General features: G+C 62.0%; 21 protein-coding genes. 7 read left to right on the top strand and 14 right to left on the bottom strand.

Annotated elements, in window-relative coordinates; all coding sequences use genetic code 11:
* The 3 genes from JHL16_RS22890 to JHL16_RS22880 all read left to right on the top strand — a co-directional run.
* On the top strand, positions 1-282 hold a 282-nt coding region (locus JHL16_RS22890; protein ID WP_200187114.1), incomplete at its 5' end, for a PhoU domain-containing protein.
* Between the two features lie 71 nt (positions 283-353).
* Positions 354-1,271 (top strand): SMP-30/gluconolactonase/LRE family protein, encoded by a 918-nt coding sequence (locus JHL16_RS22885; RefSeq protein ID WP_200187113.1) that lies wholly within the window; start codon positions 354-356, stop codon positions 1,269-1,271.
* A 9-nt stretch (positions 1,272-1,280) separates the two neighbouring features.
* Positions 1,281-1,490 (top strand): tautomerase family protein, encoded by a 210-nt coding sequence (locus tag JHL16_RS22880; protein WP_200187112.1) that lies wholly within the window; start codon positions 1,281-1,283, stop codon positions 1,488-1,490.
* A 21-nt stretch (positions 1,491-1,511) separates the two neighbouring features.
* On the opposite strand, the gene JHL16_RS22875 is transcribed toward JHL16_RS22880, so the two are convergent.
* The 14 genes from JHL16_RS22875 to JHL16_RS22810 all read right to left on the bottom strand — a co-directional run bounded on the left by JHL16_RS22875 (position 1,512) and on the right by JHL16_RS22810 (position 16,528).
* On the bottom strand, positions 1,512-3,626 hold the full coding sequence (locus JHL16_RS22875; RefSeq protein WP_200187111.1) for a caspase family protein: 2,115 nt from the start codon (positions 3,624-3,626) through the stop codon (positions 1,512-1,514).
* Between the two features lie 485 nt (positions 3,627-4,111).
* On the bottom strand, positions 4,112-4,849 hold the full coding sequence (locus tag JHL16_RS22870) for a glutamine amidotransferase (protein ID WP_200187110.1): 738 nt from the start codon (positions 4,847-4,849) through the stop codon (positions 4,112-4,114).
* A gap of 81 nt (positions 4,850-4,930) precedes the next feature.
* On the bottom strand, positions 4,931-5,734 hold the full coding sequence (locus tag JHL16_RS22865) for an SDR family NAD(P)-dependent oxidoreductase (RefSeq protein WP_200187109.1): 804 nt from the start codon (positions 5,732-5,734) through the stop codon (positions 4,931-4,933).
* 67 nt (positions 5,735-5,801) lie between these two features.
* Positions 5,802-6,017 (bottom strand): formate dehydrogenase subunit delta, encoded by a 216-nt coding sequence (locus JHL16_RS22860; RefSeq protein ID WP_246771011.1) that lies wholly within the window; start codon positions 6,015-6,017, stop codon positions 5,802-5,804.
* A gap of 17 nt (positions 6,018-6,034) precedes the next feature.
* Positions 6,035-6,838, bottom strand: a complete 804-nt coding sequence (gene fdhD, locus JHL16_RS22855; RefSeq protein WP_200187108.1) for a formate dehydrogenase accessory sulfurtransferase FdhD — start codon at positions 6,836-6,838, stop codon at positions 6,035-6,037.
* Between the two features lie 4 nt (positions 6,839-6,842).
* On the bottom strand, positions 6,843-9,728 hold the full coding sequence (gene fdhF / locus JHL16_RS22850) for a formate dehydrogenase subunit alpha (protein WP_200187107.1): 2,886 nt from the start codon (positions 9,726-9,728) through the stop codon (positions 6,843-6,845).
* A gap of 11 nt (positions 9,729-9,739) precedes the next feature.
* Positions 9,740-11,293: a formate dehydrogenase beta subunit gene (locus tag JHL16_RS22845; protein ID WP_200187106.1), complete on the bottom strand. Its 1,554-nt coding sequence runs from the start codon at positions 11,291-11,293 to the stop codon at positions 9,740-9,742.
* The gene (locus JHL16_RS22840; protein ID WP_246771010.1) at positions 11,290-11,781 is read right to left on the bottom strand and encodes a formate dehydrogenase subunit gamma; all 492 of its coding nucleotides are present in this window, start codon (positions 11,779-11,781) and stop codon (positions 11,290-11,292) included. The genes JHL16_RS22845 and JHL16_RS22840 overlap by 4 nt, the downstream gene beginning before the upstream one ends.
* A 114-nt stretch (positions 11,782-11,895) precedes the next feature.
* Entirely contained in the window at positions 11,896-12,825 is a 930-nt protein-coding gene (locus tag JHL16_RS22835; RefSeq protein ID WP_200187105.1) for a LysR family transcriptional regulator, read from the bottom strand.
* A gap of 250 nt (positions 12,826-13,075) precedes the next feature.
* Positions 13,076-13,264: a hypothetical protein gene (locus JHL16_RS22830; RefSeq protein WP_200187104.1), complete on the bottom strand. Its 189-nt coding sequence runs from the start codon at positions 13,262-13,264 to the stop codon at positions 13,076-13,078.
* 185 nt (positions 13,265-13,449) lie between these two features.
* The gene (locus JHL16_RS22825; RefSeq protein ID WP_200187103.1) at positions 13,450-13,827 is read right to left on the bottom strand and encodes a hypothetical protein; all 378 of its coding nucleotides are present in this window, start codon (positions 13,825-13,827) and stop codon (positions 13,450-13,452) included.
* A 66-nt stretch (positions 13,828-13,893) separates the two neighbouring features.
* Positions 13,894-14,340: a hypothetical protein gene (locus JHL16_RS22820; protein ID WP_200187102.1), complete on the bottom strand. Its 447-nt coding sequence runs from the start codon at positions 14,338-14,340 to the stop codon at positions 13,894-13,896.
* A 529-nt stretch (positions 14,341-14,869) separates the two neighbouring features.
* Entirely contained in the window at positions 14,870-15,448 is a 579-nt protein-coding gene (locus JHL16_RS22815; RefSeq protein WP_200187101.1) for a L,D-transpeptidase, read from the bottom strand.
* A gap of 75 nt (positions 15,449-15,523) precedes the next feature.
* Positions 15,524-16,528 carry an arginase family protein gene (locus JHL16_RS22810; protein ID WP_200187100.1) on the bottom strand — a complete coding sequence of 335 codons (1,005 nt, stop codon included), beginning with the start codon at positions 16,526-16,528 and terminating at the stop codon, positions 15,524-15,526.
* Between the two features lie 83 nt (positions 16,529-16,611).
* Here JHL16_RS22810 and JHL16_RS22805 point away from each other — a divergent pair, with 83 nt between their 5' ends.
* The 4 genes from JHL16_RS22805 to JHL16_RS22790 all read left to right on the top strand — a co-directional run bounded on the left by JHL16_RS22805 (position 16,612) and on the right by JHL16_RS22790 (position 19,779).
* A complete protein-coding gene (locus tag JHL16_RS22805; protein WP_200187099.1) occupies positions 16,612-17,181 on the top strand; it encodes a cupin domain-containing protein in 570 nt (189 codons plus the stop codon).
* A gap of 108 nt (positions 17,182-17,289) precedes the next feature.
* Complete coding sequence (locus JHL16_RS22800; protein ID WP_200187098.1) at positions 17,290-17,553, top strand: hypothetical protein; 264 nt, start codon at positions 17,290-17,292, stop codon at positions 17,551-17,553.
* A 63-nt stretch (positions 17,554-17,616) separates the two neighbouring features.
* Positions 17,617-18,627, top strand: coding sequence for a L,D-transpeptidase (locus tag JHL16_RS22795; RefSeq protein ID WP_200187097.1), 1,011 nt, complete (start codon positions 17,617-17,619; stop codon positions 18,625-18,627).
* 183 nt (positions 18,628-18,810) lie between these two features.
* Positions 18,811-19,779, top strand: coding sequence for an ABC transporter substrate-binding protein (locus JHL16_RS22790; protein WP_200187096.1), 969 nt, complete (start codon positions 18,811-18,813; stop codon positions 19,777-19,779).
* Positions 19,780-19,782 lie beyond the last annotated feature (3 nt).

Below are 19,782 nucleotides of genomic sequence, written 5' to 3'. Positions count from 1 at the left end.
CAGTCGCTCAGGCTCGCCACCGGCGTCCTCACCTCGAACGACGTCGACGGCGCCAAGCGGCTGGTCGAGCAGAAGGACGCCTTCCGGGCGCTCGAGCACAAGATCATCGAGGAGCATTTCCGCGAAAGCGGCAAGGCCAAAGGCGCCTCCCTGCGCAAGAGCGCGCTCTTCGTCGATATCATCCGCGACCTGCACCGGATCAATTCTCATATCGTCTCCGCCGCCTATCCCATCATCGAAGCAGCGGGACTCCTGCGCGATTCCCGCATCAAGCCCGCCTGATCTCGTCGGGGCTTGCAATCTGCTCAAATGTCAGGCTCGATATGTCATACAAAAAAGGAGATGGGTGGAGCATGGCTACTTCCGATTATTACGAGGTGTTCGACACACGTTTTGTGCGGCTGTTCAACGGCAATGGCCATGTCGACAAGCTGTTCACCGGCTGCCGCTGGGCCGAAGGGCCCGTCTATTTCCCGGCCGGGCGTTATCTCGTCTGGTCCGACATCCCCAATGACCGCATGCTGCGCTATGACGAGACCGATGGCTCGGTGAGCGTCTTCCGTGAACCTTGTGGCAACAGCAACGGCAATACCACCGACTGGCAGGGCCGGCTCATCACCTGCGAGCATGGCGGGCGGCGCGTCAGCCGCACCGAATTCGACGGGACGGTCACCACGCTTGCCGACAAGTGGAAAGGCAAGCGCTTCAACTCGCCGAATGATGTGGTGGTGAAATCGGATGGGTCGATCTGGTTCACCGATCCCGCTTACGGCATCGACAGCGATTATGAAGGCAACAAGGCCGAGAGCGAGATCGGCGCCTGCCATGTCTATCGCATCGATCCCAAGAGCGGCGCGGTGGAAGCGGTGATCACCGACATGGTGCGCCCGAACGGCATCGCCTTCTCGCCCGACGAGAAGCTGCTTTATGTCGTCGATACCGGACGTACCCATGGACCGCAGAATCCGGCGCATATGCGGGTGTTCAAGGTCGGCGACAAAGGCAAGCTCTCGGGCGGCAAGGTGTTTGCCGATTGTACCGCCGGCCTCTTCGACGGTTTCCGCCTCGACACCGACGGACGCATCTGGACCAGCGCCGCCGATGGTGTCCATTGCTACGATCCGGACGGCACACTGATCGGCAAGGTCAAGGTGCCTGAAGTCGTCGCCAATGTCGCCTGGGGCGGCTCCAAGCGCAACGTCCTCTATATCTGCGGAACGTCGTCGCTCTATGCCGTCCGCCTGATGGTCAATGGTGTCAAACTCTGCTGAGGAGTCCTCATGCCTTTCGTCAATATCCGCATCGTCAAGGAAGTCATCGCCGCCGATCCCAAGGGCAAGAAGGCCGAGATCAGCCAGGCGGTCACGGCAGCGATCGTCAAGGCCACCGGGCTCAGCAAGAATGACGTCTGGGTCGTGTTCGAGGAAGTCGCGGCACGCGATTGGTATGTCGGCGACACCGATGTCGAGACGTTGCGCTCGAAGAGTTGACCGCGGAGGCTCCCTCGTTCCTTACTTCAAAGGCAGGAACAGGAATTCACTCGCGGGTACATCTCCGGCCCATTCGATGCGGTAGAATACCGGCACCTGGCGGTCGTCCGAAATGCTGCCGAAGCTCAAGACCTTCGGCTTCACCCTGGTCTCGAAGAGCTCACTTGCCGTGAACGGGGTGTGGCCCATGGCCTTGATGCCATCGATGATCGCCTGGGCGAATATGCTGTGCCCGGCGCCGCCGCCATCCAGGACCGGCTCGATGCCGCCACTGCCGATGAACTGCCGGGATTTGAGCAGGCCCGCTTTCGCCAGATATTTGTCCCGGCGATCGGCCGGCAAAGTCGCGACGGCGCTGCGCGTCAGGCCACCCGCATAGCATGAATCGGAGATGAGCAGCACCGAGGCGGCATTCATGCCCCGCATTTCGTCCTGGATATCAGAGGCCTTGATCCAGGTGTAGTCGCCGCCACTCACCCCGTCGACAGGCACCCAGAAGGATTTTTCCTCGTCCTTCTCGCCATGGCCGGCATAATAGATGATGAGCCTGTCGTCGGTCGTCATGTTCTTGCGAATGTCGAAGAGCGCCTGGGTGGTATCGCGCTGCGTGGCATTGCGCAGCGACAGGCTGCGTTCGCCGCTGCCCATGCGGAGCTTGTCGGTATAGCCGAAATCGTGGATCATCAGGTCGCGAAACGCATCAGCATCGGCGATCGGCGTCAGCAGCTTCGGAAAGCTTTGATCCCGATAGTCGTCATTGCCGATCGTCATGATGTAGCTGGTGCCCTGCTGCCCGACGGCGGTGTCGATCTCGCTCTCGGAGAACCTCATGCGCCTTTCGGCCAGGAGCGAATGATCCTCGGCATAGACGCGCATATAGAACTCGCTGCGGCCGACGGCGTCGATCTCCTTCTCAAACTGGCCATTCGCATCGATGCGCTGATTGTCGCCATCGATCGCGGCATAGCCGGGTTTTGCCGATCCGGCATATCTGGCCACCAGCTTGAATTCGCGCTTGTCCGTCTCGAACACGCTGGCGCTGCGAGTAAGGGCCGGCTGCAGGATTTCGATATTGTCAGGATGCAGCAACTCATTGCTGCGGGGCGTCAGAAGGCGAAGGCCGGGTTCACTCGCTTCGAAGACGGCCTGCTGCTCGACGGCGCGCTGCTTCATCGTGCGATCGATATCCTCGGCGAGCTGCTTGATGCTGGGAGACGTTCGTGAGCGCATGGCTTCAGCCAAAGCAAAGGTCAGCTCTCCAAGAACAGTGTCCCTTTTCCTGGATTCTCTGGCGAATTCGTCGCTGCGCGCCGCATAGAGAGCAGCCATTTTTCCCGAGCCGAAAAGATCGACGATGCCAGGCTTGTCCCGCACTTCGTCGCCGGACTGGCGCGACCACCGCCAAGAGCTGTTGAAGGTTGCCGCATTCTGCCGATCCAGAAGGCGGGTGCGGGCTGCATAGTTGGTGTCGAGAATGACGATGGCATCCGCGCCGCGATTGCGGACCTGGGTGACGAAGTTTGAGAGCTCGACCGCGCTCAGCCCCATGAGGCGGCTTTCCGGCGCGAGGGTGGGCCGGGTTACTCCCTTGCGAGGAACGACGACGACATCGGAGGAAAAGAGAATGAGGTCGTCATATTCGGCAGCCAGCTTGCGATAGGTTTCGCCCGAAGATGTCGCGCCGCCATAAGTCTCCGTCTCGACATCCTTCGCAATAACCTCGCAAAAGGATCGCGGTTCCTCGGCCGTGACGCAATATCTTACATAGAAATCCGGAAAGCTCGGCGCGCCCCAGAGCCGGTAGGTCGTGGCCCCGCCGGAGAAAGTGACGATGACCTGATCCTTCTCCCGGACGCAGGCGAGGGAGGCCTCGAGCTGATCGAGCATGTCCCGGCGGTCGACAGTGCCGGCGAGTGTCCGTGTCAGATCCGGGGGCGCGCCTCTGTCCGCGACAAGAGCGGAAAGAAGCTTCGCGTCCTCCTGTGTTCCGGGCAGTTTGACGAAGTGCTCGTAGAAGGGCGCCAGGATGATGGCGTGTACCGCCGGCTTGGTGCGCGCAGAAGCGGTGCAACGGGCGTGGCTGAGAGGCCCGTCGAACCTGGCGATGTCATTCCAGGCGGGAAGCATGGATTGCATGTCCGCCCTCAACAAGCCGGCGATGTCACTTTGACAGGCCTCGCCGCACCATTGGGCGGCCGCGGCCGAGCTGCCCTCGTCGTCAGGAATCACGACGCCAGCGCGCGCTTGCCACGAAAATCCGGCAGGCCATGCAAGCAGGACGAACACGCAAATCAACAGGTAGCGCATCTGACTGTGCGTTTCTTGATAAACGGGGCGAGGTGAACGGTCCAAGGCCGGAAAGATGGTAATCAATCGCGGTAACTTTAGGTCAGAATCTGGAGCCGTTGCGACCAAAAAGAAAAACGGGGAGGCCCACCGGCACTCCCCGTTCTCAGAATTCCGCCGGGTACGCAGTACTTGATCCCAGCCGCGGCCCCGCAATTCACCCTCGAGAGCCTTGGATCAGGATGATGGCTCAACGAAGTTTCCAAATACCTAAAAATTGAACTTTTTCAGTTGGTTAATAGAAGGTGAATTTAAGCTTCGCAGACCGGTGGGAGTCAAGCGGCCTGGGCGGCTGTCCGGGCTTGCGGCTTCAGCCAGAAATCGAGGAAGCCCGACAGCCAGTCGCGCACCGGCGCGTCATGGAGGATCTGGCCGGCAAGCTGCTCGGCACCGTTCTGGGCGCCCTTCAGGACGAAGCGATGGGCGCCGGTCACCGACCAGCGATGCATCATGAGCCGCGTCACTTCCGGGTGGAATTGCAGCCCGAAGGCCGCGGCGCCATAGCGGAAAGCCTGGTTGGCGAAGGTCTCGCCGGTCGCCAGGAGCTCGCAGCCTTGGGTGAGGGTGAAGCCCTCGCGATGCCAATGATAGACCTGGTCTGGCCAGTCGCCACCAAGCTTGCGGCCGGCATCGGTGACTTTCAGGGGGTAATAGCCGATCTCGACAAAGCCGTCCTGATGCGGGCCGACGCTGCCGCCCAGCTGGCGCGACAGCATCTGGGCGCCGAGGCAGATGCCGAGAAAGGGCTTCTGCTCCTTCAGCGGCACGGCGATCCAGTCGGTCTCGTCGCGGATGAAGGCGTCGCAATCATTGGCGCTCATCGGTCCGCCGAAAATGGCGGCGCCGGCATGTTCCGCAAGGGTCTCCGGAAGCTTATCGCCCAGACAGGGACGGCGTATATCGAGCGTATAGCCCTTCGCCTTGAGCATATGGCCGACCCTTCCCGGGGAGGAAGTTTCGGAATGCAGAATGATGAGGATTTTGCCGGCGGGCATGATTCGCAAAGGTGACATAGGAAACGGTCTGCCGTCGAGAGGGTCCTTGATGGCGCATCGGCTTATCCGAAAAGTCTGCAACTTTTCGGGCCGATGCGTCTACTTGGCTTTCGCTGCGCCCATTGCACGCCTGATCACCGGCAGGATCATGCGGCGCGGCGCGCCCCTGAGCGCATAAGCGGTGATCTTGTTCATCGTGCCGGGCACCACCAGCCTTTCGCCTTCCTTGAAACCGGCCCAGCCGGCCTGGGCTACCGCCATGGCGGTCTTGGGAATGAGCCGGCTCAAGGCGCGGGCCTGCTTCATGCCGGCACGGCGCTGGAAACCGGTCTCGACCGGGCCGGGGCTCAAGGTGGTGAAGGTCACGCCCGTCCCTCTGGTCTCTTCATGGAGCGCATCGGTGAAAGAAAGAACGAAAGCCTTGGAGGCGAAATAGACCGCCATGTTGGGGCCCGGCATGAAGGCGGCGGTCGAGGCGACATTGATGACGCCGCCGCGGCCCTTGGCGATCATCTGCGGCAGGAAGCGCAAGGTGATGTCGGCGAGGCTGCGGACATTGAGGTCGATCATCTTGAGCTGGTCCTGGCGCGAAAGCTCAGACGCCTTACCGACCAGCCCGAAGCCGGCATTGTTGATGATGATGTCGACGTCGAGCTTGCGCGCCTCGAGCTCATTGGCGAGCGCATCGCCGGCGCCGGGCACGCTCAGATCATGCACGATGATGGAAACCGGGACGGCGTAGCGCGCGATGACCACACCGCGCACCCGGTGCAATTCGGCCTCGCCGCGCGCCACCAGAATGAGAGGGTGGCCTTCCCCCGCCGCGACATGCGCAAAGGCCTCGCCGATGCCGCTGGAGGCGCCGGTGATCAGAACCGTCGAAAAGGGGGATTTGGTGTCCATCGCCCCTGTCTATACGGCAATTGGGGCGGAGAAAAGATGGTCAGTATACGCCGTTTTGGGCGAGGATTCAGCCCAATCCCAGCTGCTTGCCGGCCGCGAAAGCCACCGGATTCAAGGCGCTCGCCTCCTTGGCCATCACTTCCGCCAGTTGCTTGCGCATGCGCGGATCCCAGAAGGATTTGATGTGGTTGGCCGTCTCCTTGACCGCCTGCTCCTCCGGATAGGCGGCGAAGGCCGTGGCGATCTGATTGGCCATGCGTTTGATGTCGCTGAATTGGTCCATATTCGAGGTCTGCCTGATCAATGAAAACACACGATGCCGTCGGGGGCGCGGCTCGCCAGCGTGATGCCTGCCTGCTGCGCCAGGTGCAGCGCCAGGCTGGTCGGCGCCGAGATCGTCACCAGATGGGCGATCCCCATTTGCGCGCATTTCTGCACCAGCTCGAAACTGCAGCGGCTGGTCATGGCGACGAACCCCGCTTGCTTGTCGAGATTCCGTCGCACGATCGCGCCCAGCAATTTGTCGAGCGCGTTGTGGCGGCCGATATCCTCGCGCGCCAGCAGGATGCGCCCGTCAGGCGCCACCCAGGCGGCGGCATGGACGGAATGATTGAGCCGGTTCATCGGCTGATGCGCGGGAAACTCGGCGAAAGCCCTCAGCACCGCGGCCGGATCGAGGGTGAAGCCAGGTGTCACCGGCGCCGTCGGCTTGACGACATCGGAAATGTCCTCGACGCCGCACAGGCCGCAGCCGCTGCGGCCTTCCAGCGCCCGCAGCGAGCGCGCCTTCAGCGCCGCTTCGTCGACGGCGATATCGGCGACGAAGCCATTGTCGACGCGGAAGGCCACGACATTGCGGATGGCCGTTTGATCGGTGACGAAACCTTCCGACAGCGAGAAGCCGACGCCGAAATCCTCGAGATCGGCCGGCGTCGCCATCATCACCGCGGTCGAAACCGAATTATGCATGATCGCGACGGGCACTTCCTCCGGCAACTGCCAGACGAGCCCGGCGCTCGTGCCATCGGCGCGATAGTGCCGGCCCTCGGCCGGCCGCGAGGTTGCCGGTTCAGCCGCCCAGGATGGGTCGGGCCTTGCCGTCATGTCATCACTCCGCCGCGACCAGCGGCTTGATGGCGACGCGCTTGTGCTCGGTCTCGCGCTGCTCCCATTCCGCCTGCCAGTCGGAAGGCCGGTTGGAGACCGTCACCTGCACCGCGGTCACCTTGTATTCCGGACAGTTGGTGGCCCAGTCGGAATTGTTGGTGGTGATCACATTGGCGCCGGTCACCGGATGGTGGAAGGTGGTGTAGACGACACCTTGCGGCATGCGGTCGGCGATCACCGCACGCAAGGTGATGGCGCCGACGCGGCTCGTCAGCGAGACCATGGCGCCATCCTTGATGCCGCGTTCTTCGGCATCATGCGGATGGATTTCCAGCACGTCTTCCGGGTGCCAGGCGACATTGGCGGTGCGCCGTGTCTGGGCGCCGACATTGTACTGACTGAGGATGCGGCCGGTGGTCAGGATGAGCGGGAAGAAGCGGTTGGTGCGCTCATCCGTCGGCACGAATTCAGTGACCATGAAGCGGCCCTTGCCGCGCACGAACTTGCCGATATGCATGATCGGCGTGCCCTCGGGAGCGGCGTCGTTGCACGGCCACTGCACCGAGCCCAGCCGATCGAGCTTCTCGAAGCTGACACCGGCGAAGGTCGGCGTCACGCGGGCGATCTCGTCCATGATCTCGGACTCTGTCGTATAGCCCATCGGATAACCCATGGCGGTGGCGATCCTCGCCACGACTTCCCATTCCTGCATGCCTTGCTTGGGTGCCATCACCGGGCGCACGCGGTTGATGCGGCGCTCGGCATTGGTGAAGGTGCCGTCCTTCTCGAGGAAGGAGGTACCGGGCAGGAAGACATGGGCGAAAGCCGCCGTCTCGTTGAGGAAGAGATCCTGCACCACCAGGCATTCGAGCGATTCGAGCGCCGAATTCACGTGCTTGGTGTTGGGATCGGACTGCGCGATGTCCTCGCCCTGGACGAACAGGCCCTTGAACGTGCCTTCGATGGCGGCGTTGAACATGTTCGGGATGCGCAGGCCCGGCTCGGCGTCGAGCTCGACATTCCACAGCTTTTCGAACAGGTCGCGCACCGTGTTGTCGGCGACATGGCGGTAGCCGGTGAATTCATGCGGGAAAGAGCCCATGTCGCAGGAGCCCTGGACATTGTTCTGGCCGCGCAGCGGATTAACGCCCACGCCATCACGCCCGATATTGCCGGTCGCCATGGCGAGATTGGCCATGGCCATGACCATGGTCGAGCCCTGGCTGTGCTCGGTGACGCCCAAGCCGTAATAGATGGCGCCATTGCCGCCCGTCGCAAAAAGACGCGCGGCGCCGCGCACATCGGCGGCAAGCACACCGGTGATCGCCTCGAGCGCTTCCGGAGAGTTCTTGGGATCGGAGATGAATTTCTCCCAGCGCGCAAAATCCTCGAGATCGCAGCGCTCGGCCACGTAATCGCGCTTCACCAGGCCCTCGGTTACCACGACATGGGCGAAGGCGTTGAAGATGGCGACATTGGTGCCGGGGAGCAGCGGCAGATGATACTGCGCCTCGATATGGGGCGAGCGCACGATGTCGGTACGGCGCGGATCGATGACGATGAGCTTCGCGCCGTCGCGCAGGCGCTTCTTCATGCGCGAGGCGAAGACGGGATGCGCGTCGGTCGGGTTGGCGCCGATGATCAGGATCACGTCGGACTTGTCTACCGACTTGAAGTCCTGGGTGCCGGCGGAGGTGCCGAAGGTCTGCCGCAGGCCGTAGCCGGTGGGCGAATGGCAGACGCGCGCGCAGGTGTCTACGTTGTTGTTGTGGAAGGCGGCGCGGATCATCTTCTGCACCACATAGACTTCCTCATTGGTGCAGCGCGAGGAGGTGATGCCGCCGATCGAGCCGATGCCATGCTTGGCCTGGATCTCGAGGAAGCGCTTGGCGGTGAAATCGATCGCCTCGTCCCAGGACACTTCGCGCCACGGATCGGTGAACTTCTCGCGCAGCATCGGCTTCAGCATGCGGTTCTGATGCGTCGCATAACCCCAGGCGAAACGGCCCTTCACACAAGAGTGGCCTTCATTGGCGCCGCCATCCTTGTAGGGCATCATGCGGACGACCTCGTCGCCCTTCATCTCGGCCTTGAAGGAGCAGCCGACGCCACAATAGGCGCAGGTCGTGACCACCGAATGATCGGGCTGGCCCTTGTCGATGATCGACTTCTCGGTGAGCGTCGCGGTCGGACAGGCCTGCACGCAGGCGCCGCAGGAAACGCATTCGGAGGCCAGGAAGTCCTCGTCCATGCCGGCCGAGACATGCGACGCGAAACCGCGCCCGTCGATGGTCAGCGCGAAAGTGCCCTGCACCTCTTCGCAGGCACGCACGCAGCGCGAGCAGACGATACACTTCGAGGGATCGAAGGTGAAATAGGGATTGCTTTCGTCCTTCGGCTGGTAGCGGAAATTCTCCGAGCCGTTGTTCTTGGCGAAGACGTGATTGTCGCCCTCATAGCCGTAACGCACTTCGCGCAGGCCCACCGCGCCCGCCATGTCCTGCAATTCGCAGTCGCCATTGGCGGCGCAGGTGAGGCAGTCGAGCGGGTGATCGGAGATATAAAGCTCCATCACACCCTTGCGCAGATCCGCCAGATGGTCGGTCTGGGTCTTGACCTTGAGGCCCGGCGCCACCGGCGTGGTGCAGGAGGCGGGCGTGCCTTTACGGCCTTCGATCTCGACCAGGCAGAGGCGGCAGGAGCCGAAGCTCTTCATCGAATCGGTGGCGCAGAGCTTGGGGATCTTGGTGCCGAGCTCCATCGCGGCGCGCATGATGGAGGTGCCTTCCGGCACGGTGACCGACTGCCCATCGATCTCGAGCGTCACCATCCGGGTAGCTTCGGATTTGGGCGTGCCGTAATCGATTTCCTTGATGAGCGTATGCATGTCGCTCTCTCCTATTCTGCGGCCTTGGCCACGGGAGGCCGGTCGAAATCTTCGGGGAAGTGCTTGACTGCGCTCTGCACCGGCATGGGTGTCAGCCCACCCATGGCGCACAGCGATCCGTCAGTCATGGTCTGGCAGAGATCGTCGAGGACGATCAGATTCTTGTCGCGCTCGATGCCGGCGATGATGCGGTCGATCACCTCGACGCCGCGTACAGCACCAATGCGGCAGGGGGTGCACTTGCCGCAGGATTCGATGGCGCAAAATTCCATGGCGAAACGTGCCTGGCGGGCCATGTCGACCGTATCATCGAACACCACGAGGCCGCCATGGCCGACCATCGCACCATTGGCGGCGAAAGTCTCATAGTCCATCGGCAGGTCGAATTGCGTGGCCGGAACATAAGAGCCCAAAGGTCCACCGACCTGAATGGCCCGCGCCGGCCGGCCGGAATACGTGCCGCCGCCGAAATCCTCGACGAGCTGGCGCAAAGTGATGCCGAAGGCCTTCTCGACAAGGCCGCCGCGCTTGAGATTGCCGGCGAGCTGGAAGGGCAGCGTGCCGCGCGAGCGGCCCATGCCGTAATTCTTGTAGAACTCCGCGCCCTTGGCCAGGATGTCCGGCACCGCCGCGAAGCTCAGCACGTTGTTGATGACGGTGGGCTTGCCGAACAGGCCCTCGAGCGCCGGGATCGGCGGCTTCGGGCGCACCATGCCGCGTTTGCCTTCGAGGCTTTCGAGCATCGAGGTCTCTTCGCCGCAAATATAGGCACCGGCGCCGGTACGCACCGCCAGCGTGAAGGATTTGCCCGAGCCCTGGATGTTATCACCGAGGAAACGCGCCGCGACCGAATTGGCGATCGCCTGTTTCATCTTGGCGATGGCATGGGGATATTCGGAGCGAATATAAATGAGACCCTTGGTGGCGCCCGTCGCTATGCCGGCAATGGTCATGCCTTCGATGAGCGTCAGCGGGTCGCCTTCCATCAGCATGCGGTCGGCGAAGGTGCCGCTGTCGCCTTCATCGGCGTTGCAGCAGACATATTTCTGATCGGCCTTGGCGTCGTGGACCGTCTTCCATTTAATGCCGGTCGGGAAGCCGGCGCCGCCGCGGCCGCGCAGCCCGGAGTCGGTGACGTCCTTGACGATGTCGGCGCCCATTTTCTGCAGCGCCGCCTTGAGGCCGGCATAGCCGCCATGAGCGACGTAGTCTTCGACCGACACCGGAGCGATGACGCCGCAGCGCGCGAAAGTGAGGCGCTCCTGCTTCTTGAAGTAGTCGATCTCCTCGGTGAGGCCATGGCCAAGGCCGTGCTTGCCGCCGGTCAGGAAACCTGAATCGAAGAGGGAGGCGACGTCCTTAGCCGCCACTGGTCCATAAGCGACACGGCCCTGGGGCGTCTCGACCTCGACCAGCGGCTCCAGATAAAGCATGCCGCGCGAGCCGTTGCGGATGATCTCGATGTCGAGATTGCGCTTTTGGGCCTCGGCCATGATGGCGGAGGCGACCTTGTCGGCGCCCATCGAGAGAGCAGACGCGTCATCGGGAACGAAGATGCGGGTCATTGCGCGGCCTCGCTCAGCGTTTCGTTCATGATCTCGTCGAAGCGCCGGGCATCGACGCGGCCATGCAGCTGGCCGTCGACCATCATCGCCGGCGACAGAGCGCAATTGCCGAGACAATAAACGGCTTCGAGCGTCACCTGGCCATCGGCGGTCGTTTCACCGAAGCCGGCCTTGAGGCTGGCCTTGGCGTGGCTGCACAAAGCCTCGCCATTCATCGACTGGCAGGATTCGGCGCGGCAGATCTTCACCACATGGCGGCCGGCCGGCTCGCGGCGGAAATCATGATAGAAGGTGACGACGCCATGGACCTCGGCGCGGGAAAGGTTGATCGCCTTGGCGATCACCGGAATGACGGCTTCCGGCACATAGCCCAGCTCCTCCTGCACATCATGCAGGATTTCGATCAATTCATCCGGGCGATTGCCGTGGCGACTACAGACGTCACGGGCGCGCTCGCCATCCGGTGACATTTCGGGCTTCGTCAACATGAACCCAAACCTTCCTGGCCGGAAGACCGGCGCCGGGTACCAACATTATATAATCATTCTCGTTTGCCGGAACAGGCAGGCCCCGGCAAATCGGTAGTTCCGATCGGTTGATTGCTACTCCCGATGAAGCGGCGGCAGCCTGCGCAAAGCGGCGGGATCGAAGCCAAGGGCGACGTGCTGCAGTGCAGCAATGATCGGCGCCAGAGGCTCGCGATCGACCACCAGCAGACCAACAGCGTGCTCGACATGAGGTTCCGCCAGGGGAATGGCGGAAACGCCGGCCATTGGCCCCAGCGCGTCGAGGAAATATTCGGGCATGATGCTGGCAAGGCCAGTAAAGCGCACATTGGACCAGAGATTGATGACCGAATTGGTCTCGAGCCTGGGCTGCGGCTGGCAATTGGCGGAACGGAAGGCGCGGTCGATGATGCGCCGGTTCTGCATATTAGGGGTCAACAGACACAAAGGCTCCTGCGCCGCCTCGAACCAGGAGACGGTCTCGCGCTTGGCGAGCGGGTGGGTGTCGGCGACGAACAGGCAATAACGCTCGCGGTAGAGCGGCGAGGCGACGAGACCGTCGATCGGCTCGTTGTCCAGATAGGCGATGCCGACATCGAGGGAGAAATCATTGAGGCCGCGCAGGATCTCGGCGGTCGAATAGGAGAGCACGGTGAAGTCGACGCCCGGATGCTGGGCCTGCATGGTCTGGGTCAGAAGCGGCGCCATGGGGAGGGCCGAAGGCACCGCGCCGATCATCAGCCGGCCGGTCAACTGCTCCTTGCGGCCCTTGATCGAAGCGAGCTCCTGCTGCATCGCCTGCCAGTTGTCGAGGATGGTGTGAGCCCACTTCAACACCCGCTCACCTTCAGGCGTCAGGCCGTGGAAGCGCTGGCCGCGCTCGACGATGGGCACGCCGAGCTCCTGCTCGAGCTGGCGGATACGTCCGGAGAGCGTCGGCTGCGAGATATTGCAGGCCTGAGCGGCGCGGGTGAAGTGCTTCTCGCGGGCGAGAGCCGACAGATAGGAAAGCTGACGGATGTCCATAAGACCCGATAGCAGATCGTCACCCCTTTGATGAGGGGGCGCTACCGTCACCCTTATGTCAACCTGTAATTGTGACTTGGGACGAGCTCGCCTTTTTTAGGGCCAAATTTATTCACGTTACAAACTGTTACTCATGGGCGTATAGTCTTCGTTGGGGACGGTGACATTGCCCCCGGATCCGCACCCCGCGAGAGCCCTCGCCTTACGGCGAGGGCTTTCATGTTCATGGGCGCTTAAATTTTACTCACGGTTATCCGGTGAGGTGAGCGAGAGGGGTGAGAAGCCCGCGCTCCATCAGCAGCCATATGGCCGCAGCCAGGGCGGCCAAGAGTCCCAAGGGAATGACAACCGGCCAGCGCGGCAAGGGCGCATAAACGATCTGGGGCGCCCAGGGCGCAGTGCCCGGTGCCGGAGGACCTTCGGTGATCTGTTTTGCCACGACACAACCCTCGGCCAACGCATGCTGACCAAGGCACTATAGCCGACAGGATGACCTCGGGATAGGCCGCCCAGCTCTCGTGACCCTGCGTGCCGGAATCACGATCACTTCAGGCCCAAGGGGCCTGAAGTGATGAAGTTCTGTGCATCGGCCTAAAAACCGTGCGCAGCCCTGAGGCAGATGCCTTAACGCTTGGCTTTCTTCGCCGCCTTGCGCGGGGCGCTCGATGCGGAAACCTTCTTCGACATGCCGGGCGAGAGCTTGGCCTTGTAGCGCTTGTCGACGGAGGTGAACGCGAACGGCTCGCGACCCAGCCACAGAAGCAGAGACAGCAAATGCTCCACTGCAACAGGCGTGGCGCGTTCGAGCCGGAAGATGACAGTGTGATCGCAATCGACCTCGCGGGCCAGATCGCGAATCGTGAAGTGCCGGGCCAGACGGGCCGCGCGCAACTCTGCGGCGACCGAAGCCCAGCCGAAAGTTACGGGCGACCACACACGGGACGCCGGACGTTTCTTGTTTGCAGAAGAAACGGATTTTTTAGATTTTGGAGAACTCAGCATTTTCCACCATAGCCGCCCCCGTTGATACGCAATGTGCGTGTAGGGTTTTCATACCCATGGGGGATTTCATTTAAAAGTGACAAATTGGAGAGGAATCAAGAATTCGAGCTCCTCCGGCGCCACAGCGGGGATGAGGACGGGCAAGGCGTAGCAGTAATGAGACTGTCCGCCTGGTGGCATCGGCCGATCGTCGAGAAGTCGCGACAAACGACCGATTTCATTGCTATATCCGCGTCTTTTAACCGCAATGTCGAAACGGACCGAGGCGACTTCGCGGCTGCTGCCGTTCACCACATTTGCAAGAACGGGCGTCTGTAGCGCGCAGGCTACTGGGTCGTAAGAGGCGGCAATCTTAACCTTTTCCTCTTCCGCCAGATTCCGGCTGTTCTGGAGCGAATCATATAAAGCCCAACCACCGAGCAACGCCAGAGCAGCCACAAGAATATAACCCGTCGCGCGCGGGAAAAACACCAGCGGCACAACAAAAACGATTGCAGCGATCAACCAGCCCATTGTCTATTTACTCGTCCTGCCGGCGATCAGCGCATGTGATGCTCGGACCATTCGATACATGTAGAAACATAAGCGTGCTTCGGCATCGCAAACAGTGATTGCTGCCATCGCCTCAGGCGATGGTCCCGGCCGTTTTTTGCGGCCTGCTGTGCATAATGTAGTCGCCCATAGAGAACTTGTCATGAACCGCCCTGTCCGGCTGGGCGATCGCGCACGGGCGACGCGTGCTCCTTCAGACATATTGCGAACATAGGTGATACTTTTCCGGCTCGCCAGTGACTGCCGGCAAGAAGTTGATTGCGCTTGTCGGAATCAGATTCCGCATTGAGCAACGCTTGCGGCCGAGCGAGCCGGGTGCACCGATCGGATGAAGCAAGAGATTGGCGCATAAGCAGTTGCCGTCCGCGCCGGTTACAAGGAGACATTCGTCGCACGACCGCGATTGTCGCACGACAATTATCCTTCTCATCGGTCAGCGATGCCGGTTTTGCAGTCTTGAAACGGACAGCCAGTGACTCCGGCCGCGGGATCAATCGAAGATGCTGCCGAGATCGTCCAGCGGATTGCGCTTCTTCTTGTTCTTGCGCGGGGCGTATTCGTTATAGTCATAGGCGGATATGCCGGAGCGCGATGAACGCGTCGAGCGTGACGAGAAGAAATCGAAGTCAAAGCCGAAGCCGCCTTTGACGACGACGCGGGTGTTCTTCATGCCGTTCTTCTGTACCAGCGCGAAGAGTTTCGCCGCATTCGGCGGGGCAAGGCGCACGCAGCCATGCGAGGCGCGGGTGCCGAGGCGCTTGGTATGGGGGCTGCCATGGATGGCGTGGCCCTGCATGGTGAAGAAGATCGAATGCGGCATGGGCGCATCGTCCCATTCCTTGGAGAAGTGATCGCGCTCCATGCGGAAGGGACGGAAGTCGCCACTCGGTGTCGAGTAGCCGGGCGCCCCGGTCGAGACCGGCCACACATAGGTCTTCTCGCCATCGATCGAGACCGTCATCTTCTGGTTCGATTTGTTGATCGAGATGAGCACTTGGGCGGCGAAGGCATTCCCGGCCCCGAACATGCCCAGGAGCATGACCGCCGCAACAACGAGCCTCAAACGCATCGATCTCTCCCCTGAGCCAGGACTGCCGGCATTCTAAACATTTGCGCGGCCCCGTCCATGACCTATTGCCCCAGCCTATCTGCGGCGCCAGGCGATCAGTGACAGGAGCTCGAACATCATCACCATGGCGACCTGCGCGGTGATCTGGTTCGGGCTGTCCTTCGTCGGCATCAGGCAGACGACATCGGCGCCAATGATGTCGAGGCCCTTCAAGCCCTGCAGCAGCCGCGTCGCCTCCCGGATGGTGAAGCCGCCAAAGCCGGGTTCCAGATTGGACACGCCGGGCGCCACGCTCGGATCGAGGGAGTCAAGATCGAAGGTTATGTAAGCAGGCCCGTCGCCGACGCGGGCGCGGATCATCTCGACCGTCCTGGCGACGCCGAGCTCCTCGAATTCCGCCATCTTCACCACCCGATAGCCAAGCTCCTCGCTCGAGGAGCCGACCTTGCCCTGATGGATGGCGGCGGAAGGATGACCGCGCATGCCGATCTGCAAGCTGCGGGCGGGATCGACGGCCGCCTCGCGCGCCGTATAGGCGGCCCAATGCGCCGCCGAGCGGCGGGCGCCCAGCCAATGCGGGATATTCTCGTAGGAATCGGTATGGGCGTCGAAGTGAATGAGCGCCGCCGGCCGGCCCTTGGACAGGTTGCGCCCCGGTCCCGCCAGCGCCTTGAGGATCGGGCCGGTGATCGAATGATCCCCCCCGATCGAGACCGGTCGCGTGCCGGTCTGATCGAGCCGCGCATAATAGGCCTCGATATCGCGCACGCAGGCCTCATTGTTCATCGCCTCGGGCAAGGGTACGTCGCCCAGATCGTGGATGCGCGCCGTATCGAAGGGCGAGAAATCATGGACGCCATGGGCGCGGCGGTAGAAGCCGGAGACATGGCGGACGGCGCGCGGGCCCAGATGCTGATCACGTTCGGTCGAGCCGTTGCCGGAGCTGTGCGGGACGCCGACCAGAGCGATGTCGCAGGCCGCCGGGTCCTCGTTCCAGGGGCAGCGGAAGAAAGTCGGAATGCCCCACCAGTACCAGGATTGCGAACTGGCCCTGGCGGCCGCCAAAGATTCATCCGACATATGCGCCTCCGCAGCTGAAAAAGCTGAGACTAAAGTCTAGTTCTGTATAGGTCAACAAAGTTTGGTCATGCTAAACTTCTGCCATGACATCTGAAATCCCGGTCCGGAACTCACCGCGTATCGGCGCCATGCTGCGGCTCAGGCGCCGGCACCTGGACATGACGCTGGAGCAGGTGGCGGAAGCCGCCGCAATCACCAAGGGCTTTTTGAGCGAGGTCGAGCGCGACAAGGCATCACCTTCCGTGGCGCTGCTGGTCAGGCTCTGCGATGTGCTGTCGCTGCCGGTCGGCAGCCTGTTTTCGACCGTGGGCTCGGCGGTGGTGCGCAAGGCCGAGCGGGTCCCGATCAAATTCGGCGGCGCCCGGATCGATGACTTCCTACTCTCGCCGACAAGCGCCGTTAAAGCCAAGGTGATCTTCTCCGATATCGCGCCGGGCGGCAGCGGCGGCGAGGCGCTGTACAGCCTCAATTGCGAAGAGGAATTCGTCTTCGTTCTGGCGGGTGAGATCATCGTCACCGTCGATGAGGAAGAGACCCGGCTCGCGGAAGGCGACGCCATGACCTTCGATCCACGCCAGCCGCATACATTCCGCAACGCGTCCGCGAGCTTGCCGGCGCAGGCGCTGTTCATGCTGATGCCGCCGCCGGCTTGATATCCGCTCTTCTCTTATGCCGGCTTTATGCCGGGCCCCTGGAATCCGCATCGTTTTCCGATGGCGAGATGCCTAGATCCGGATCGAAAGGATAATGAGGGCATCGCCATGTTCAGAGTTCCATCGGGTGCGACGGGAACACGTCTGCCGCCGGCGGCGGTCGGGCTCGCTTTGGCGCCGGTATTGTTCGTCCTTATCGCCACGCTGGCGCCGGTCGCCGTCAAGGATGCGCGGTTGGCGCCCAGATCCGAATTCGCCGATTGCCTGGCGATCGCAGAGCCACAGGGGCGGCTCGCATGCTACGACGCGCTCGCCAGGGAAAAGCCGCCGATGCCGGCAAAGGGTGGCGAGCCCATTCTTCCTTCCGGCTAGCTCATTCCGGCTCCCGTGCTATTTCATGCCATCCGGCATGGTGCCGGCTGATGCGGGAATAGAATGTCGAAGCTCCTGAAAATATCGCGGCGTGGTGCGCTCGCTTTCGGCGCGCTGATGGTCGGAGGTCTGCCGGTGCGCGGTCAACTGGTGGACAAGGATCCTTATGCGCTGAATCCCGGCGAATATACCTGGCATCCGGAGCGTGCCGCGACAGGCCCTTTGTCCATCATCGTCTCGCTGCCCGAGCAGCTCGTCTTCGTCTATCGCAATGGTGTCCGCGTCGCGAGCTCGACCTGTTCGACCGGCAAGCCCGGCCATACGACTCCGACCGGCGTCTTTCATATTCTGCAGAAGGACAAAAATCACCATTCCGCGACCTATGATGAAGCGCCGATGCCGAATATGAACCGGCTCACCTGGTCGGGCATCGCGCTCCATGCCGGGAATCTCCCGGGCTATCCGGCGAGCCATGGCTGCATACGCCTGCCGCTCGCATTCTCGCAGCTCCTGTTCGGCATCACCCATGTCGGCACCGCGGTGATCATCGCCAATGCCGCGACGCAGCCCGAGGACGTCGTCCATCCGGGCATGGTGCTGAGCGACTATGCCGAAACCGAGCTTGGCGAGACCGCCGACCGCCTCAATAAAACGCCGCTCCCGGCCACCACGCCGGAAGACCCGCAGGTTCTGCCGCTGGCGGTCGTCGTGAGTTCTGCCGACAAACAAGGCTATCTCTATGAGAACGGCGTGCTGGCGGTGCAAGGCAGCGTCCTCATCGCCGATCCGGGCAAGCCGCTCGGCTCGCATGTATTCCAGCTGGTCGGTGCCCATGACGGTTCAAAGGGCCTGGTCTGGCAAGCGATCGGGTTTCATCCGCAATCCGCCGGCGCCGCCCCTGATCCATCGCTCGACGTCATCAAGCGCATCCGCGCCGACAATACGCTTCTCGAGGCGATGAAGGCCCGCCTGCATCCAGGCTTCGCCCTCGTTCTGACGGATGAGCCGGCAGACAGTGTCACGCGCACGGAAAAGGGCTTCGTGATCATCACGGACGATCCGAAGACGGCTTGAGCTGCGACATTCACCCCCGATTCGGTTCCGTAACATTTCCAGATATTGTCCCAAAGGAGGAGGCGCTAAACCGCTATCCTGACTGAATCCTCGTTGACTATTTTATGTTGTCCCATTAATTAGATTTATATCCCATTAAACGGGACAAAGCGTCAATAAGGCGCAATAAATGAGGAGGAAATCATGACGTTGTCCATTCCACGCCTGTCGCGTCGGGCCTTTGCCCTCGCTCTCCTGGCCTCGGCCGCTCTGACGGCGCCGGCGCAAGCTGCGGCGCCCAAAATCTGCGTCAATCAATATGCAACCGCGACGGTCATCGACGACATCCTGAATGGCTTCAAAGACAGCCTGGCGAAGAAAGGCATCTCGACCGAAGCCATGGTCGTGCAGAATCCGGAAGGCGATGCCGCCACCCAGCTGACCCTCGCGCAAGGCTTCGTCAGCGACGGCTGCGATGTCATCGTCGCCATCGCCACGCCCGGCGCCCAAATCTTCCGCAAGCTCACCACGACGATCCCGGTGGTTTTCGTCGGCTCCTCGACGCCGGTCGAAGCGGGCCTCATCAATTCCTTCGAGGCGCCCGGCACGAATTTCACCGGCGTCGCCGATCCGGCGCCGGTCGAAGCCGATATCGATGCCATGATGAAGGTGCTGCCGAACATGAAGACGGTCGGCCTCATCTACAAGGCCGGCGATCCGGCCGGCGACTTCCTCGCGGCACGCGCCATCGCGCATCTGAAGGAGCGCGGCCTCAATCACATCGTGGCGGCGATCGCCAACGCAGGCGAGACGACGCAGGCGGCGCAGTCGCTCATCGGCAAGGTCGAGGCGATCCAGATGCCGGGCGATTCGACGACGATGAGCGGCATCGCCGGCATCATCAAGGTAACCAACGACGCGAAGATCCCGGCCTTCGGCAATCTCTCCGAAGGGGTGAGCCATGGCGGGCTTCTTTCCGGCTCCTACAGCTACGTCGAAGTCGGAAATCTCGCCGCCGACGTGGTAGAGAAGGTGCTGGCCGGCGGCAATCCAGCGACCATGCCGGTCGTGGTGCCGAAGGCCGCCGGCTTCGAGATCAACGTGACTCAGGCCAAGGCGCTCGGCCTCACCATCCCGCAAGAGCTGCTGGACAAAGCCACCAAGACCTATTGAGAG

Source organism: Taklimakanibacter albus (assembly GCF_016595235.1).
Taxonomy (GTDB): Bacteria; Pseudomonadota; Alphaproteobacteria; order Rhizobiales; family Aestuariivirgaceae; genus Taklimakanibacter; species Taklimakanibacter albus.
Note: the sequence above shows the minus strand (reverse complement) of the source record. Positions and strands in the feature narration are given on the sequence as shown.

Excerpts from the sequence above, each read along its gene's own strand:
- JHL16_RS22885 (WP_200187113.1), top strand. The coding sequence starts at position 354 with ATGGCTACTTCCGATTATTACGAGGTGTTCGACACACGTTTTGTGCGG.
- JHL16_RS22880 (WP_200187112.1), top strand. The coding sequence starts at position 1,281 with ATGCCTTTCGTCAATATCCGCATCGTCAAGGAAGTCATCGCCGCCGAT.
- JHL16_RS22875 (WP_200187111.1), bottom strand. The coding sequence starts at position 3,626 with ATGCAATCCATGCTTCCCGCCTGGAATGACATCGCCAGGTTCGACGGG.
- JHL16_RS22870 (WP_200187110.1), bottom strand. The coding sequence starts at position 4,849 with ATGTCACCTTTGCGAATCATGCCCGCCGGCAAAATCCTCATCATTCTG.
- JHL16_RS22865 (WP_200187109.1), bottom strand. The coding sequence starts at position 5,734 with ATGGACACCAAATCCCCCTTTTCGACGGTTCTGATCACCGGCGCCTCC.
- JHL16_RS22860 (WP_246771011.1), bottom strand. The coding sequence starts at position 6,017 with ATGGACCAATTCAGCGACATCAAACGCATGGCCAATCAGATCGCCACG.
- fdhD (WP_200187108.1), bottom strand. The coding sequence starts at position 6,838 with ATGACGGCAAGGCCCGACCCATCCTGGGCGGCTGAACCGGCAACCTCG.
- fdhF (WP_200187107.1), bottom strand. The coding sequence starts at position 9,728 with ATGCATACGCTCATCAAGGAAATCGATTACGGCACGCCCAAATCCGAA.
- JHL16_RS22845 (WP_200187106.1), bottom strand. The coding sequence starts at position 11,293 with ATGACCCGCATCTTCGTTCCCGATGACGCGTCTGCTCTCTCGATGGGC.
- JHL16_RS22840 (WP_246771010.1), bottom strand. The coding sequence starts at position 11,781 with ATGTTGACGAAGCCCGAAATGTCACCGGATGGCGAGCGCGCCCGTGAC.
- JHL16_RS22835 (WP_200187105.1), bottom strand. The coding sequence starts at position 12,825 with ATGGACATCCGTCAGCTTTCCTATCTGTCGGCTCTCGCCCGCGAGAAG.
- JHL16_RS22825 (WP_200187103.1), bottom strand. The coding sequence starts at position 13,827 with ATGCTGAGTTCTCCAAAATCTAAAAAATCCGTTTCTTCTGCAAACAAG.
- JHL16_RS22820 (WP_200187102.1), bottom strand. The coding sequence starts at position 14,340 with ATGGGCTGGTTGATCGCTGCAATCGTTTTTGTTGTGCCGCTGGTGTTT.
- JHL16_RS22815 (WP_200187101.1), bottom strand. The coding sequence starts at position 15,448 with ATGCGTTTGAGGCTCGTTGTTGCGGCGGTCATGCTCCTGGGCATGTTC.
- JHL16_RS22810 (WP_200187100.1), bottom strand. The coding sequence starts at position 16,528 with ATGTCGGATGAATCTTTGGCGGCCGCCAGGGCCAGTTCGCAATCCTGG.
- JHL16_RS22805 (WP_200187099.1), top strand. The coding sequence starts at position 16,612 with ATGACATCTGAAATCCCGGTCCGGAACTCACCGCGTATCGGCGCCATG.
- JHL16_RS22800 (WP_200187098.1), top strand. The coding sequence starts at position 17,290 with ATGTTCAGAGTTCCATCGGGTGCGACGGGAACACGTCTGCCGCCGGCG.
- JHL16_RS22795 (WP_200187097.1), top strand. The coding sequence starts at position 17,617 with ATGTCGAAGCTCCTGAAAATATCGCGGCGTGGTGCGCTCGCTTTCGGC.
- JHL16_RS22790 (WP_200187096.1), top strand. The coding sequence starts at position 18,811 with ATGACGTTGTCCATTCCACGCCTGTCGCGTCGGGCCTTTGCCCTCGCT.